The following is a 15,676-nucleotide window of genomic DNA, read 5'->3' as shown; positions in this document are numbered from 1 at the left end:
AGCTGTCCATCTTTTACAATCATATGTATGATGCAATCTACTGAACTATGACCGATTACTTTTTTAAGATTCCAATAAAAATACAGCTCACGCCGACAAGCACCCATAGCATTTTACCCGCCGACAGCTTATCCGCCATCCCCACGAGTCCGATCGTCGTTGTCGTAAGCAGCACGAAAGGCCCGACCAGCGCCAGCCCCGAATTGACCAGAAGCGCTTTCTCAATCTGGTTATAGCGCAGCATAAGCAGCCCCGCCATAATCTCGATGCTCCCCGAGAAGATTCGGATCAGCGCCATACTGAGGACGATTTTATTAATGACCGACATGCGTTTCCCCCCTTCGCATTCCTTATGTAATGTTATGCGGGCTCGTCTTATTTTAGGCTTGCGGGGCACACCATTCGCCCAAAATGCATATGATGACACCGTAATTCAACTTTAAAGTTACTGCGAGGCGATACAAGATGGAGGTTACATCAGCGCTGCAGTGGAACACCCTGCTCAGCGATCCGACCGGGCGTCGTACGGAGAAGCCGCGAGCCTTAGGCAAAACGATGGTGATTGACAAAGGCCTTGGGCTTCATGCGCTTGAGGATTTGCTGCAAACGGCAGGCGTCTATATCGACATGCTGAAAATCGGGTTCGGCACCTCGCCGCTTTACAGGACGGAGTTGCTTAAGCGAAAAATCGATATGGCCAAAGCCCACGACATTATCGTCTACCCCGGAGGCACGTTTCTGGAGGTGGCGATCCGGCAGGATGCGGTCGAACATTACTTTGATATGGCAGCTTACATGGGCTTCAGCGGTGTGGAAGTGTCGGACGGAACCATCGAGGTGCCCCGGAGTCTGCGCAGCGAGCTGATCTCCCGAGGCGTGGAAGCGGGGCTCACGGTTATTACCGAATACGGGAAAAAAGGGTGGGGCTCCACCATCGAATTGGACGAATTGATCGAGACGGTGATTGTGGATACCGGGCTTGGTGCCGCGCTTGTCACGATCGAAGGCCGGGAATCCGGCAAAGGCGTCGGCATCTACGACGCTCAAGGCGCTTGCAAGGATAAGGAAATCGCGCAGGTGCTAAGCCAAGTGCCGAGTCCGGGCGTCCTGCTCTGGGAAGCGCCGCAAAAGGAGCAGCAGGTGCATCTGATGCAAATGCTGGGAGCCGACGTTCATCTGGGCAACGTCGCTCCTTCGGACGTCATCTCGCTCGAAGCGCTCCGTCGGGGGCTCCGTTCGGATACGATGCTTCCCGAAGGGCTGCAATCCGCTGCCGTCGGCCATTCGTGGGATTGGCAAATTTGAAGCGGGGGAGGTCCGGTTTCCATGAATATTCAAGTGATCGCATGCATTAACGAAGCGAGGTCCGACGATCTTCAGCACAAAACCGTTATCGTCATCGATGTGCTTCGTGCAACCTCCACGATGCTGACAGCGCTTGCCGGAGGATGCCGGACACTTGTCCCGGTCGAAACGGTGAGCCAGGCGAAAAGCTTGCAGAGCCCGGGGACTTTGCTGGGGGGCGAGCGTTCGTGCAAAAAAATTCCCGGCTTCGACTTCGGCAATTCTCCGCTCGAGTACACGCCTGAAGCCGTGTCCGGAAAAACGTTAATCATGACGACGACAAACGGCACCCGGGCGATTCATAAGGCCAGGAAGGCGGATCACGTGCTGATCGGCGCTTTCCTGAACGCCGGGGCCTGCGCCCGTAAGGCGGTCTTGCTGGACCAGGAAATCGCGCTGGTCTGCTCGGGAGCCCAGGACGTGTTCTCGCTGGAAGACGGCCTATGCGCCGGTCTGCTTGTGCACGAATTGCTCCGGTTATCCGGCTGCGATCCGGACAGTCCGGCGGCCGCACAGGCGGTCGGCGATTTCGGCTTGGCTATGCTCCATGCCTACCGGCAAGTACAGGACCGTCTGACCGAAATGCTGCTCTCCTGCGCAGGCGGACGACGGCTGACCAAGCTCGGCTTCCGTGACGATGTGACGTACTGCTCGCAAATCGATCTATTGTCCTTGGCTCCTGTCGTGCGTGCCGGAAAGCTGGAGCCGGAACCCGCCTCGGCCTCGCTCTAGTTCTAAACCAAGCCCTCGTTCATACACTGGAAAAGAAACCAATGGACAAGGGGCCTGACCATGAACGGAGACATTTTGCTGGTGGCGCTGATTATCATCGGTCTGATCGGTCGCTCCCATATTATTACAACGGCGGCGTGCGTGCTGTTAATTATTAAGCTCATCAGTTTGGAACGGTATTTGCCTACCATCGAACGGAGAGGGCTGGAGCTCGGACTGTTGTTTTTGACGATGGGGGTATTGGTTCCGTTCGCCAGCGAACGGATTTCCATTAAAGACGTGACGTCGATGTTCACCACTTGGCCGGGGATCTTGGCCTTGGTCGGAGGCGCAATCGCAACGTACATGAACGGCAAAGGCTTGGAGTTATTAAAAATAGACCCACAATTGATTGTGGGTCTTGTCATTGGGTCCATTTTCGGGATTATTTTCTTGAAAGGCATCCCGGTCGGGCCGCTGATGGCCGCCGGAATTACCGCTTTTCTGTTTAAGCTGTTTACGTTCGTCTTCGATAAGCTGCGTTAAATTATCTTCTATCAGAAGGGCCGCCCACAAATACGGTCTGATCCGTATCGAGGCCATAAGCGCTGTGCAGCGCCGCGATCACTTCGTTCAGACGGCCGTTTTCAATGACGCAGGATGTCTTGATTTCGGACGTGCTCACCAGCAGAATGCTGATGCCAAGCTCGGAGATGACCTCGAACATTTTCGCAGCCACGCCCGGCGTACTGACCATGCCCGCGCCAACGATGGATACTTTAACCAGATTGGTTTCGGAGGTCACTTGACGGAAGCCGACTTCCGGACGAATTCCTTCGATAACTTGAAGCGCCTTCTCTTGATCGGACAGCGATACGGTGCAGGAGAAATCGGCGAGACCATTCTGTACGCCGCTTTGGACGATGATATCCACATCGATTTGCGCGTTGGCCAAGGCAGTGAAAACTTTAGCCAGCTGCCCCGGCTTTTCTTCCACTCCCAAAATACTGATTCTCGCCACATTTTTGTCGTAAGCAATGCCGCGTACTACGATGCCTTGTTCCATCGCCGCTTCCTCCTTCACATTCGTGCCCTCATTATGATTGAAGCTGGATCTGACGACCAGCCGTACGTTGTAATTTTTGGCGTATTCCACGGCTCGCGGATGCAGAACCGCCGCTCCGAGATTGGCAAGCTCCAGCATTTCGTCGTACGAAATTTCGTTCAGCTTGCGCGCGCACTTCACGATCCGCGGATCGGTGGAATAAATGCCGTCCACATCGGTGAAGATTTCGCAGACGTCCGCTTCAATGGCTGCCGCCAACGCCACGGCCGTCGTATCCGACCCGCCGCGTCCGAGCGTCGTAATTTCGCCTTCCTCCGTCATGCCTTGGAAACCCGCAACGATAACGATTTTGCCGGCTGCGACCGCATTGCGGATACGATCCGGACGGATATCGGTAATGCGCGCCTTACCATGAAGCGCTTCCGTGTACATGCCGGCTTGCCAGCCCGTAAACGAAACGGCTTCGTGCCCGAGGCTGTGGATCGTCATCGCCAGCAGCGCAACCGAAACCTGCTCGCCCGTTGTCAGCAGCATGTCCATTTCTCGCGCCGGCGGTGTGCCGGGGCACAGTTGTTTGGACAAATCGATCAAATCGTCCGTTGTATCTCCCATGGCCGAAACGACGACGACACAACCGTGGCCTTCAAGCTTTCTTTCCACGATGCGGTTCGCCACCCGCTTCATCCGCTCCGCGTCACCTACGGAGCTCCCGCCGAATTTCATCACTATCAGAGACAAAGCTGCTCACTCCCTACGCAAACTTTTACATAACTAGTGAGTTATTATATCATATGCCCTGTCTCTCTTGAAATAGTAAAATATCAACCCGAGCAGACGGATAACGCGAAGCTTCCGTCTTCTTCCAACCTTGTCATCAGTTCCCTTGCGCCGCTGCAGCGCGCTTCAGCCAGATGGGCCTGATAGGCTCGGCTCGTACCCGCTTCGGTCACCACATAGACCCGTTCTTTGCCTAGATTGCGGCACCATGCAAGAAAGCGGTCCGCCTGTTGGGCGAAGAGCAGGCCCGGCAGCGTATGAATGCCCTGCAGCCACAAATATTCGGGCAAGTCGGCAGGCAGCTGCCACTTGGGGAACCGGCCCGCAAGCCGGCCAGGCTCAAGCGGCATATCACAAGGCATCGTATGAAAATCGTAACGGAAAGGATATTGACGCGGACCTGCGAGCGGATGCACAAACCGGGCGACAGGCATCCCTTCGCACCAGAGCTCCGCTGTTTGAAGCATTCGCAGCGTCGGACCGGCGATGACCGCATCCGCATCCGAGAGCGGCTTCAAGCTTCGAAGCCGAAGCGCGTCCGTTCTGCCTCGTTCCGTGAGCTGCGGGTCCTTCATTTCCCGGCTTCCGGGCAAACCGAGCGAATGCTGCGATTCACCGTGAATGACGAATACCAAATCCATCATGCTCCCCCCAGTCCATCGTTTGCTGTAGGCAAACTGCTCCTGTTCATTTATACGAAACGGGCGTATCCTCCATGCTACCTATCGTTAGCGCCGCCCGAGAAGCTACAGCCGGTTCCGTCGATCGGCCCATCTCCGCAACAGCGGCTGTAGGGCAAAAGCATACAAGGCGGCGCTGCCGGCGAAGGTCAGTGCGTAAAGCCATCCGGACGGGCTTGCCGTCAGCCCGAAGGAAACCTGCGATTCCAGCGCCTGCTTGCTCGAATAAGCGTCGACGATCTTCGGCACATGCCGCATGGTGAGAAGCATCCCCGAAACGACTTGCACGATAACATACAGAATATGAACCACCGCTGCGAACAAAATGGCGTTCCTTATTGTTTTAACCATCCGGTTCTCTCCTTGAATCCCGTCATCTATAGTTTGCATACCATCCAATATTCATCGTACGATTCGCCGCCGATTTTCAACGCGTTCGGTTCGGTGCCGAAAATTTCGAATCCGGCCGAACGGTACAATCGAACCGCCGGTTCGTTGACGGTCACCACAGCCAAATAAACCTGCTCCAGCCCGTCCAGCGAGCGCACCTCCTCCATCACATGCCGAAGCAGCGCGGTGGCGATCCCTTTCCCCTGGTGGGCGCTATCCACGTACACTCCCCACAGCATGCCCTTATGAGCCAGGTTGCGCGAAGACTCCCGGCGAAAGCCGATCATGCCCATCAATTCGTTGTTCTCTCCGAACGCTCCCAGAAGAAACTGGTCCGCCGAATTCGGAAAACGGCGGCGAACCTCGTCCATACCGGTAAGCGACGCGTCCTCGTAGTTCGATCCGAACGATTCCGGATGCTCTTTCAGTGATTTTAACCGCAAGCTCCAAAATGCCTCCACGTCTTGAGGCTCCAGTTTACGAAGTATCATGACTTATCCTCCTTTTTAATAGATGCAAAAAAACGATTGACTCTGACATTAATGTCACGGTCTATAATAAAACTACGATCCGCAATTCACCTGAAGGAGGGATGGCCCTGAAAATCGGCGAGCTATCCAAGGCGACCGGAGCCAGCATCCGATCGCTCCGCTATTACGAGAAGCAAGGGCTTATCGCGCCGGCCCGCACCGAAAGCGGCTACCGGGAATATCACAAATTCGCCGTAGAGCAGGTCAAAACGATCCGGTTGTATCTGAATCTGGGCTTGTCTACCGAGCAGATTGCCGGTTTTCTGCACTGTGTGCTCATGAACAAAGAAGCATTCTGCAATGAGGTATTGCCCGTTTACCAGCAGAAGCTGAAGGAAATCGACGAGCAAATCCAGACGCTGGTCCGGATCAGGTCCAATCTGAAGGAGCGCATACAATCTATTCTATCGGAACGAACCGATAACGAATCTATGGAGGGAACGAACGATGAGTCTTAAAACAAGCAACGATGCTGAATTTTCCGGAGATATCCGCAAATCCGAACTGACGCTGGTCGATTTTACCGCTGCGTGGTGCCCGCCGTGCAAAAGGCTGATCCCGCTGCTGGAGGAGCTCGGGCAAGAGCTGGGAGAGCGCGTGACGATTCTGAAGGTGGACGTCGACGCGTCACCACAAATTGCGGCCCGATTCGGGGTGATGTCGATGCCGACGGTCATCCTGCTCAAGGACGGCGAACCTGTCGAAAGGCTGGTCGGCTTGAGGCCGAAAGAGACATACCGCGGCTTGATTGCCAAGTACTCGGCCGTGGCCGCCCGCTAACCAGCCAGGCACTGGTCGTACCGCCAGCCGTACCTCTTCCTGTTCATCGTACCATATTTTGGCGTATGGTGGAATTCCCTGTATGTCGGATGATTTTAACGGAAACTTTGCCTAATTAAAAAAAGGCTGGCACCTTAGCTGCCAGCCTCCATGCTCCATTCCCCCTGTTCAATCGCCAAGGTTCGGACCGGACGCCCGAACTCCCGATCGATTCCCCGCTCTACAATAAGCTCATCCGGTTCGTCGTGCTGCGGATCGTCCCAGTCCAGCCATTGCAAGCGGCCGAAGCTATAGGATCGGTACGCCTTCCCATCCTTCACCCGAACATAGACCAAATCGCCTCCAGCCAAATAGCTCACGATCACTTGACCTGCGCTCCGTTCTGCCGGGAACTTGGTCAGCCAAATCTCGATCAGCCGGCTGCGGCCGGGGGAGGCGGACAAGTCGGCACGGCTGCGCCAATGAGAAGCGATGATGTCGGTCCACTGCCGGTTCCAACGCTTCTTGGTGAACACCTCGGCGACCTCGGTCGCTTTTTGCTTGAAGGAAACGAGCTTCGCCGGATCGTCCAGCAACCTGCCGATGGCTTGCCTCAAGGCATGGGCGTTAGGCTCGATGAGCAGCCCGTTGTACCCGTCGACGACGAGGTCCGTCAAGCCGCCGACCCGGGTGGCGATGACCGCATTCCCGGAAGCCATCGCCTCCAGACAGGACAAGCTCGTGCCTTCGCTGTACAGCGTCGGGATCAGCGAGATATCCGCCTGCCGGTAAGCCTGCGGCATGTCGTCAAGCTTAAGCGAGTACCGTTTAATGCGACCGGGCCACCGTTTGATTTTGAAATCCACCTGCCGAAGGTCGTCATCGAGTCCTTGCCCGACGAAATGAAAATCGACATTGGGATATTTAAGCAAAATTTGATCGATCACTTCCAGCACCAGGTACAGCCCTCTCGCATGGTACAATCTCCGGGGATACAAGATAACGATGCGGCCGCCCGGCTTGTCGTAATCGGCTCTTGGCGTAAATTCGTCCGTATCGACATAGTTCGGAATCACTTTGATCGCGTGGCCCAAAGCATAATCGACTGTCTGCAGCCAGTTCGCCGAATTCGTATCTACCGACACCAGCGTTCCACACAGCCGGGCCCCTTCGATAAAACGGCGGTTCGTTTCCCAGAAAACCGTCCCGTCCGTATAGCCGCAATCCGGGTTATCCCAGCTCACGCCGTGAATGATACCGATGCCCGAACCGCTCGTTTCATAAGGCCACGCGTTGAAAAAGGCGGAATAGACCGTCAGTCCCGAACGCTCGACCGTTTGCTCCTGAAACAACCGGCTGTATGTTTTGACGGTAGGAATCGTATATTGCTTCGCGTGCTGCCCGCCTCTGGATAAGGACACGACGTCGATGCCCCGAACCCGTCGCAGCCACGCATCATGGCCGTACTGATAGATGGTAAGCGGTATCCCCTGCTGCTCCATCAGCCGATGTAAATCCGTCAAATACCGCTCCGCTCCACCGTTATAGAACTTCTCCCCTTCATAATCCAGAAAGGTAACCGTCATCACCGCCGCCTTGCCGGCCGGATCGTAATTGGCATACGCCTTCCAGGCTCCCAGCCGCTCCTCCAACAGACACTCCGCTTGATCCGTCCGCTCCGACCATTGGTGTCCTGCGGCGAAACGGACCCCTTCCCGGGCCGCTATCGCAGCGAATTCCGGAGCTAGGACCGATTCGAGCGCCGCTTCGAATTCGTCAGCGCCTTCCGCCAGACGCAGGATATCGGTCCGGTACGCCGTCAACTCCAGCAGCGGCGTAGACACGACCGGAAGGCCGAGCGCTGCATATTCGAAAAATTTGACGGGAGACACGCCGTTGGTCGTTTCGTTGACGCGGAATGGAATGATGGCCGCATGAAACCATTTTCCATAGTGTACCAGTTGATGGTACGGCTTCATCCCAAGCAAGCGGACGTTGGGCGCATCGAGTTTATCCTTGGGAATGCCCGTTTTGCCGATAATGATGAACTGCCACTCCGGCTTTCTGCGAGCCAGTTCCAGCACCAGCTCGTCGTCGAACCATTCCTCCACCGCTCCGAAATATCCGATGACCGGGGAGTCTGCTGCGACAAACGGGGCCATATCCCCGGGAGTAAAGCCCAGTGGCATTTCGAAATCTTCGATTCTCGCAGCGTTTGGCAAATAATAGGCGTCGGGCCGTTCCGTCACATACCTCTGCAGCGATTTCGCGGAATAGGTCACGATATCCGCTTGGACCGTCGTTTGACGGTGCTTTTCGAGCATGTTCTCATCGTATAACGAAAAAAATTCAAGACAGTCGAGCACATCGTACCAAAGCACCTTATGCGGCAATAAGTCCGCCCAAGCCATCTGCATCAGCCAAGTACACAGCACAATAACGGATTGGCTGCGCAGCGCAGGAAGCAAATACGCTTCGCCGCTCACGACGAAAAGGTTCGGCTCGGCTTCGCGAAGCTGAAATGGCTCGCCGGTAGGATCGCAGAAGAAACAAAGATAACCTCGGCGGGCAAATTCTTTCAGCAGCTGCTGCGGACGCTGGAGCGGCTCCCAGGGAACGGCTTCGGGGAATACGACGATCGCTTTGTATGCTTTGTTCCCCATCATCTTCATCACTTCCGCTGCATGCGGATCGATCGGACCATGCAGGAAGCTGGTATAATACTGCTGCCTGTAATGGTATTCCGAACGAAAGTGCGGTTTGGTCTCTGCCGTCACCTTCCTCTACCTCCCCTTCGTTGCCAAATCAACTGCGGTCTGCGTTCGTTTCCTTCCATAAATAGGTTGATTCATCAATTTAGACCTGACAAGTTCCTATCCACATTTGACCAACATATGGTACAACGTATCTACTAGGAAGGAGTGTGTAATGACCGTGTCCTTACGGCGAATCCTTTTGGTGAAAAGCAAATGTATTCCGGCACGCAAAAAGAAGGCTCCCCGAAAGAAACGCCCGACCTTGTTAGACATCGTCAACAGGCTCCGTCACCGTTTGCTCAGGCTGTTTACCAGCTTAAACCGGCGCCTTCATCGAATCTCGCGCGACGTAAGCCGGCTCGCCGGGCAGGTGAACGCCGTCTCCGCGCAAGAGAAGCAATTGGCCGTACAGTTGGCGCTAACGAACCAGTCGCTGAAAGGCCTAAGCGGGAAAGTCGCCGCGCTTGCAGCCCAAACGGAGCCGTTCGCCACACAGATTAGCAACTTGCAAGCGGAAGTAGCGAGCCTCACCGCCCCGAGCCGTGCCGTTCGAACGCTGTTGCAAGAACGTGTCGGTACGACGGTATCTATCGATTCGAACGCAGGCTCCATCTCCGGTACGCTGACTACAGTCGGCGATGATTTTGTCCAAATCAAAGAGCCTACCGGCGACATTGTCTTAATCCCTCTCGTCAACGTAAATTCCGTAACTTGAGAAAGGAGGCTGCAGGACATGAATTTCTCACAGGCTCTGGCCGCCTTCATCGGCAGAAAGATCGAAGCGTTTTTGACGAATCAATTCGTGCAAGGTACGCTGCTCGGCGTAGGAGACGGCTTTTTTACGGTACAGGTCCCCAATCCTTCTTACACTTCTCCGACGATTCAAGTGACGGTATTTATCCAAAATGTAGAATTCGTGCGCATTCTTGCGGCTTAATCTTGCGACGGGCTTACATCCTGCAGCGTCTCCCTCATCCACTTCAGCCACTTGGCATAACGGCCCGGGTGGCGATGGGTTATGCTGGACATTCGCAGTCTTCGATGGTACACGACCTCGGGCACTTCCTCCGGCGGCCCGAACGATAGAAGACGCGCCAGAAGCTGAAGATCTTCGTACAAACGCCCCTCGAACGGGTCCGTGGTCAGCCAACCGCCCAACTGCTTCACCCTTTGGACGCTGTACATGCGGGGAGCCAGCGGAAATCCTTCTTTCAGCAGCGAATCGACCGTCATCTCTTTCGGACGCTCGCCGCTCCGCCCCATGATCAAGCTTTTGTTCCGGCGCTCATGCCAAAGCCTGTGCCTCCCGTAGAGGAAGGCCGCTCTGCTTCCTTGCGCAGCCCGGCCGGCGAGTAATCGCAAGCAGTCCGGCGTCAGCCAATCGTCGGCGTCAATTTCAAGCAGCCAGCGGCCCCGGGCCATCGATAACGCCCGATTCAAGGCATGGGACTTCCCCATGTTCCGCTCGCAGCGCACGAACCGTATACGGGGGTCCGCCGAAAAAGGGCAGGCTTTCAGCGTCTCCTCGGCGCCGTCGGTCGATCCGTCGTCCATGATGAGCAGTTCCCAGTGCGGGTACGATTGTACGCAGACGCTTCGGATCGCCCAAACCAAATATTCCGCATCATTGAATATGCAAAGGACTACCGTTACAAACGGAGACTTGCCGGGAACGGCGGCGCTATACCGTCCTTTAAGGATCGGGGCAACCTCGCGCCATTCGTCCGCCGCTCTCTTGGAACCGGGAACTCCCGACACAGCGGGCAGCCACCCCAAGGACCGCCGCTCCGGCCAATGCCATGCCTCGCTTAACTGGAATTGCTTTTCCACCAGGGCATACCGTTCGAACGGAAGCAGCTCAGTCCCGGCAAATCCCGGAGACAGGCCGCTGCTCCACGCTTTCGTTCGCCAGAGCACAGGCCCTCTAGGCACGCTTGCGGCAGGTAGACGATGGCCGTCCGCAGCCGCCGGGAACAGCAGTACACCGGCCACGCTCTCCTCCAACGATCGGACCCAAGTCTCGATCTCGCGGCGAAACGCCGGGAGCAGCCGCTCGCCCGCATACAGCACGGCAAACCAAGGCCCGTCATCATCGGCAAGAGCTTCATTCATGCCGCCCGCAGCATGCGATTCCAGCATTACGCACCGGCTATCCGGGAAGACGGCCCGGACGGATGCTTGCGTTTGCTCCGCAGGTCCGCTTTGACGCGAGTCCAGCACGATAAACAGCATCTCGGGAACGGCCTCCTGTCATCTGCACTTTCGGATTCACTGTTTACTATATGATAAACACCTAAAATTTGTTATCGATTTTTTCCAAGGAGGGACTGTCCGGTGAGCATCGTTATTTATCCGCCGACCCTCGACTGGGCATGGATGAAGCAACGCCCGCAGCAGCTGATGACCCAGCTGGCAAGACTGGGCTACACGGTTTTTTTCTGCAACCGAACGAGATCCGTTCCGCGGGTGGAGCGCATCGAGCCGAATCTGTTCATCGTCCATCATCATGAGCATTGGCTTCAAACGGCTTGGCCCAAAATCCGCAAAACCGCCCCGGTTCTCGTCTGGTGCTCGCTGCCCTTCGCCTACTTGTCCATTGCCGCTACCTACTCCCCCAATCGGATCGTTTACGACTGTTCGGACGAGCTCGGCGAGTGGTTCCGGGCCGAAAAACAGCTGGCCGTCCGGGCGGACGCTATCGTATGCTCATCGCAGCGGCTGTACGACCGAATCCGACGATGCTATCCGGAGCAGCGAGCCGCCTTGATCCGCAATGCTTACGATCCAAGCATGATGCTTCACTTGCCGGATGAAGAAGCCGCTGCCAGAAGCGGGTCATCGAAGCGACAACAGATCGGCTACGTCGGAGCATGGGCGCCTTGGATCGACGAAGGGCTGATCGGCCAATGCTCGCAGCTGTCCGGGGCCGAAGTGACGGTAATCGGGCCCCCGTTCGACAGAAGGCATCGGCCCGACGCTTACGGCGGCAGGGTACGGTTCTTGGGGCTCAAGCAGCATGAGGAGCTGCGGGACTATATTCAAAGCTTTAGCGTCTGTGTCATTCCTTTTCGCATAACGCCCGTCGCGGTCGCAGCTAACCCGATCAAAGCGTATGAATACCTGGCCGCCGGCAAACCCGTAATATCCACCGCGCTTCCCGAATGTCAAAGGATGGCTCCGCATGTGGATATTGCCGCATCCCGCGGGGATTTTATTCGGAAGGTTGCGGAACGGCTTGACGAGCCGGGCGACGGGGCGGCCCGTATCTCCTATGCCTTGGAGCATACTTGGGAGCGCCGCGCCCGGGAGATCGATGCCTTCCTTCGCTCGCTGCCGGAACGAAAAGAGAAAACCCGACCCCATGGAAGCGATCGAATTCTCTCCTGATAATTCCATTTGTCCCGATTTCCTCCACCCGAACATGGCCCCTTGGCGAAACTTCAAGCTTCACGATTTCTTCGTTGCTTGCACGCAGCGCTTCCAATCCATCGGCTGAACACCCTGTCCGCTTTTATGCTTCCTTGCCATAGCTCCTGCAAAAAATTGATGCAAATTGCCTCATATCCTGTGTAAAATAGGATTTAAATGGTAGTATCCACCAAATGCGGGGAAGTGAAGGCATGCGAAAAAAAGCCGGGGTTTTATTAAGCTTCGGATTGTTGGCAGGGGCGTTGGCCGGCCTAACGTGGACACCATCCGCTCTAGCCGGAGACGCTCAGAGTCTGGCGGAATCAGCCGAAACCTTGACGCTGTTCGAGCCGACGGAGCTCTATGACGACCGTTATCAGCAAGTCGGAGTGATTGCGCCCCAGCAAGTTCATGTACTGCAAACGTCAAGCATCCGAAGAGGACATGGAGAAGGCTATCGGGCACCCAGATATTTGATTTCCACCTGGATGGGCAAGGCCTGGATCGTTCCCGACAACGCGTTGAGAGGAAAAGAAGAGCCGATGGACATGTACATCGAGCTCTCCCACGAAGAAACCTTATACAGCGATCCGGGGTTATTATCGCCTAAAGGGAAAATCGGTAAACAAACCGTCCAAGCGATTGCCGGGTGGGGCAAACGTTACAAGATCGCAACTCCCGAGGGAGAAGCATGGATCGCACCGAATTGGGCGGCGGTTGGCGTAAAATTGGTTCAGACGGAGGTTCAACTGACGGCGCCAACGAAATTGTTTCGTGTTCCACACGAATATGTTTCCGAAGCGGGCGTGAATCCTCAGCCGATGCAAGTTACTGCCGTATGGCGCGATTGGTACCGGGCCGATTCGTGGCTGGGGCCGGTCTGGTTCCGGCTTCATGAACTGGATGCAGCGGATGCAGACCACCGGATGGAGGTTGGTCTGAACCAACGTTATTTCGACGGGAATCAGACGCGAATTCGTGCCTCGGCACAGCTCGGACCTAAGTGGCGGAATACTACGGAGACGATTCCGGTCGGCTTCGCCGTTCTGTTTTATAACGAAAAGGGCGAACGGATCGGCGCTTCCTCGGGAGCGACAGTCCGGCTTAAAGGCGGAGAATCATCTACTATTGAGCTGACGGCGGATCGGGATATCCAGATGTTTGCGTATGCTACCGTTCAAGTCGGGATGTTCAATGATCAACCCATAAGTAACATTCAACCGGACGACCCGATAACCCTCGCCGATGCGGCATATCCGGAGCTACGCTTGGGCGCGATTCAAGTGAGGCGGGATGGCGTGTTCAGCATCGTGACCGGTCAATACAGCTCCAAACATGCCGGCGAACGCCATGTAAAGGCGGAGCTGTCGTTCCTGAACGCTGACGGTGCGGCGATAGCCAAGGCTCCGCTGGAATTGTCGTTCGATTCGTCCTATCCTGGGGACGGCCTCCTTCAACCATTCGAAGCCGTCGTGCCGGAGGATGTAACGAACTATGCATCCATAGCGCTGCAAGTGACGGATGTGAAGTAGAGGCGAAACGCGCTCTACTCCGCCTGCCGCAGCCCGTCCGCCCGAGAAGACCGCCGCATCCGGGCCAGCGCTTCCGCCGAGGCGACCGCGTCCGGCACGCTGCGCAGTTCCAGCACCCAAGAGCCCGCAAAGCCGTGATCCTGCGCCAGCACCGTCACGGCTTCGAGCGGAACCGAACCCGCGCCGAACGCCCAGTGATCGTCGCGCACGCCTCCATTGTCGCTCAAATGCAGCCCGACGACATATGGCATGATGCGCTTGAGCGACAGCAGGCAGAGTCCCGTGCCGGTCATGTGCGCGTGTCCCGCATCGAAAACGACCCGCAGACGCGGCGAATCGATCGAGCGGACGATCCGCTCCAGAAACCTCACGTCCGTGCCTAGCAGGTTCGGATACGGCGGTACGTTTTCCAGCCCGATCACGACTCCCGAACCGGCTGTTGTGCGCAGCGCTTCCCGGACAAAATCCGCCACCCGCTCCGCAAGCTCCGACTCCAAGTCGGAATCGGCCTGAAGTTCCTCCGCTTCGTCCGCTTCCCCGGGATGCAGCACGACATAAGCGCATTCCAGCCGCTCCGCAATCCGAAGCGTAGTTAACAGAAGCTCCATCGATACTTTTCTGGCTTCCTCCTCATACGCTGCCGGGTTCAGACCTGTGATCGGAGCATGGACCGTCCAGCGAACGCCATGCTCCTTCCCAAGCTGCCGGAGCCAGTCGAGCTTCTCCTCCGGCCATTCCAGCAGCTCGATGTGCGGTCCTTCGCCCATGATCTCGATTTCCTTCCACCCGTCCCGGATCAAACGAACGACCGCCGCCTCCAAAGACTCCTCCAGCAGCGCATAAGTCGAAACGGCGCATTGACGCAGCGTTTCCATGACTTTCACCCTCCTCTTCTTCGTGTGCAAGTTACTTGATTCCCGACTGAATAAAGCTGTTCATAAACTGGCGCTGGAAGAGCAGAAACCCAGCCAGCAGCGGAGCGATGACCATCAGCGTTGCGGCGCTCACTTCCGTCCACTGCGCACCCGTTTCGAACGATTGGGCGAAAATGGCGAGTCCTACCGTAAGCGGCCGGTTTTCGACGGAATTGGTAATGATGAGCGGCCACAAAAAATTGTTCCAATGGTAGCTGACGGACACGAGCCCGAAGGCGATGTAAGACGGACGAGCCAGCGGAAAATAAATTTTCCACAGCACCTGCCACTTGGAGCAGCCTTCCATGACGGCGGCTTCGTCCAGCTCCGGCGGGATCGTCTTGAACATCTGGCGCAGCAGAAAAATGCCGAAGGCCGACGCGAAGTAAGGCAGCATAATGCCGAGCTTCGTATCGAGCAGCGACAATTCCTTCAGGACGTTATAGTTCGGAAAAATGAGCACGTCCGCCGGAATCATAATCTGCACCAGAAACAGCAGAAAGACGAGATTTTGGCCGCGAAAACGGACCCGGGCAAAAGCAAACGCCGCCATCGTCGCCGTGACCATCTGCACGGCAAACACGCAGGCAACGATCAGCAGCGTATTGACATAGTACTGCGCAAACGGCGCAGCCGCCCAGACCCGGGCGAAGTTATCCAGCGTGAACTCCAGAGACAAGCCCGGCTGCAGCGCAAGCTGCTTCGGACGAAAGGCCGTGCTAATCACCCAGACGAGCGGAACCAGCCAGACCAAAGCGAGCATATATATGAACGCATGATTTATTTTCAATTTGTTACGCAGCATGTAA

At 56.2% G+C, this 15,676-nt stretch carries 18 protein-coding genes; 9 read left to right on the top strand and 9 right to left on the bottom strand.

Annotated features, from left to right (window positions below):
* Positions 1 to 55: 55 nt before the first annotated feature.
* Positions 56 to 328, bottom strand: a complete 273-nt coding sequence (locus ET33_RS28635) for a YqhV family protein (RefSeq protein ID WP_036690123.1) — start codon at positions 326 to 328, stop codon at positions 56 to 58.
* Between the two features lie 137 nt (positions 329 to 465).
* On the opposite strand from ET33_RS28635, the gene comA reads away from it, so the two are divergent.
* Genes comA through ET33_RS28620 form a run of 3 tightly spaced genes read left to right on the top strand, consistent with a single transcriptional unit; the run spans position 466 to position 2,601 of the window.
* Entirely contained in the window at positions 466 to 1,305 is an 840-nt protein-coding gene (gene comA / locus ET33_RS28630) for a phosphosulfolactate synthase (protein ID WP_036690120.1), read from the top strand.
* A gap of 21 nt (positions 1,306 to 1,326) precedes the next feature.
* Positions 1,327 to 2,076: a 2-phosphosulfolactate phosphatase gene (locus tag ET33_RS28625; protein WP_036690117.1), complete on the top strand. Its 750-nt coding sequence runs from the start codon at positions 1,327 to 1,329 to the stop codon at positions 2,074 to 2,076.
* 60 nt (positions 2,077 to 2,136) lie between these two features.
* Positions 2,137 to 2,601 (top strand): DUF441 domain-containing protein, encoded by a 465-nt coding sequence (locus ET33_RS28620; protein ID WP_010499056.1) that lies wholly within the window; start codon positions 2,137 to 2,139, stop codon positions 2,599 to 2,601.
* A gap of 1 nt (position 2,602) precedes the next feature.
* Here ET33_RS28620 and ET33_RS28615 read toward each other — a convergent pair whose 3' ends face one another.
* From ET33_RS28615 to ET33_RS28600, 4 genes are all read right to left on the bottom strand, one after another.
* Positions 2,603 to 3,859, bottom strand: a complete 1,257-nt coding sequence (locus ET33_RS28615; RefSeq protein WP_036690114.1) for an aspartate kinase — start codon at positions 3,857 to 3,859, stop codon at positions 2,603 to 2,605.
* A gap of 83 nt (positions 3,860 to 3,942) precedes the next feature.
* Positions 3,943 to 4,542 carry a histidine phosphatase family protein gene (locus ET33_RS28610; protein ID WP_235206840.1) on the bottom strand — a complete coding sequence of 200 codons (600 nt, stop codon included), beginning with the start codon at positions 4,540 to 4,542 and terminating at the stop codon, positions 3,943 to 3,945.
* 102 nt (positions 4,543 to 4,644) lie between these two features.
* Complete coding sequence (locus ET33_RS28605; RefSeq protein ID WP_036690112.1) at positions 4,645 to 4,929, bottom strand: hypothetical protein; 285 nt, start codon at positions 4,927 to 4,929, stop codon at positions 4,645 to 4,647.
* 26 nt (positions 4,930 to 4,955) lie between these two features.
* Positions 4,956 to 5,459 (bottom strand): GNAT family N-acetyltransferase, encoded by a 504-nt coding sequence (locus tag ET33_RS28600; protein ID WP_036690109.1) that lies wholly within the window; start codon positions 5,457 to 5,459, stop codon positions 4,956 to 4,958.
* A gap of 107 nt (positions 5,460 to 5,566) precedes the next feature.
* Here ET33_RS28600 and ET33_RS28595 point away from each other — a divergent pair, with 107 nt between their 5' ends.
* Both ET33_RS28595 and trxA read left to right on the top strand, forming a co-directional pair.
* On the top strand, positions 5,567 to 5,956 hold the full coding sequence (locus ET33_RS28595; protein ID WP_036690336.1) for a MerR family transcriptional regulator: 390 nt from the start codon (positions 5,567 to 5,569) through the stop codon (positions 5,954 to 5,956).
* On the top strand, positions 5,946 to 6,278 hold the full coding sequence (gene trxA, locus ET33_RS28590) for a thioredoxin (protein WP_036690107.1): 333 nt from the start codon (positions 5,946 to 5,948) through the stop codon (positions 6,276 to 6,278). The genes ET33_RS28595 and trxA overlap by 11 nt, the downstream gene beginning before the upstream one ends.
* A 134-nt stretch (positions 6,279 to 6,412) precedes the next feature.
* Here the strand turns inward: trxA and ET33_RS28585 are convergent, their stop codons facing one another.
* Positions 6,413 to 9,034 (bottom strand): glycosyltransferase, encoded by a 2,622-nt coding sequence (locus ET33_RS28585; RefSeq protein WP_036690105.1) that lies wholly within the window; start codon positions 9,032 to 9,034, stop codon positions 6,413 to 6,415.
* A gap of 181 nt (positions 9,035 to 9,215) precedes the next feature.
* Here ET33_RS28585 and ET33_RS28580 point away from each other — a divergent pair, with 181 nt between their 5' ends.
* Together ET33_RS28580 and ET33_RS28575 are read left to right on the top strand one after the other, a co-directional pair.
* Entirely contained in the window at positions 9,216 to 9,728 is a 513-nt protein-coding gene (locus ET33_RS28580; protein ID WP_152570721.1) for a hypothetical protein, read from the top strand.
* Positions 9,729 to 9,746: 18 nt separating this feature from the next.
* Positions 9,747 to 9,950, top strand: coding sequence for a hypothetical protein (locus ET33_RS28575; RefSeq protein ID WP_036690101.1), 204 nt, complete (start codon positions 9,747 to 9,749; stop codon positions 9,948 to 9,950).
* On the opposite strand, the gene ET33_RS28570 is transcribed toward ET33_RS28575, so the two are convergent.
* On the bottom strand, positions 9,947 to 11,245 hold the full coding sequence (locus ET33_RS28570) for a glycosyltransferase family 2 protein (RefSeq protein ID WP_051775757.1): 1,299 nt from the start codon (positions 11,243 to 11,245) through the stop codon (positions 9,947 to 9,949). The two genes, ET33_RS28575 and ET33_RS28570, sit on opposite strands and share 4 nt — an antisense overlap.
* Positions 11,246 to 11,347: 102 nt before the next feature.
* Between ET33_RS28570 and ET33_RS28565 the strand changes: the two genes are divergently transcribed.
* Positions 11,348 to 12,400: a glycosyltransferase gene (locus ET33_RS28565; RefSeq protein ID WP_051775755.1), complete on the top strand. Its 1,053-nt coding sequence runs from the start codon at positions 11,348 to 11,350 to the stop codon at positions 12,398 to 12,400.
* 233 nt (positions 12,401 to 12,633) lie between these two features.
* Positions 12,634 to 13,953, top strand: a complete 1,320-nt coding sequence (locus tag ET33_RS28560; RefSeq protein ID WP_036690099.1) for a hypothetical protein — start codon at positions 12,634 to 12,636, stop codon at positions 13,951 to 13,953.
* A gap of 14 nt (positions 13,954 to 13,967) precedes the next feature.
* Here ET33_RS28560 and ET33_RS28555 read toward each other — a convergent pair whose 3' ends face one another.
* Together ET33_RS28555 and ET33_RS28550 are read right to left on the bottom strand one after the other, a co-directional pair.
* Complete coding sequence (locus ET33_RS28555; protein WP_036690097.1) at positions 13,968 to 14,828, bottom strand: sugar phosphate isomerase/epimerase family protein; 861 nt, start codon at positions 14,826 to 14,828, stop codon at positions 13,968 to 13,970.
* Between the two features lie 31 nt (positions 14,829 to 14,859).
* Entirely contained in the window at positions 14,860 to 15,672 is an 813-nt protein-coding gene (locus ET33_RS28550) for a carbohydrate ABC transporter permease (protein WP_036690095.1), read from the bottom strand.
* Positions 15,673 to 15,676: the final 4 nt, after the last annotated feature.

The sequence above is a fragment of the Paenibacillus tyrphae genome, assembly GCF_000722545.1.
GTDB classification, from domain to species: Bacteria; Bacillota; Bacilli; order Paenibacillales; family NBRC-103111; genus Paenibacillus_G; species Paenibacillus_G tyrfis.
The sequence above is the reverse complement of the archived record's forward strand: the minus strand, read 5'-3'. Positions and strand labels throughout refer to the sequence as shown.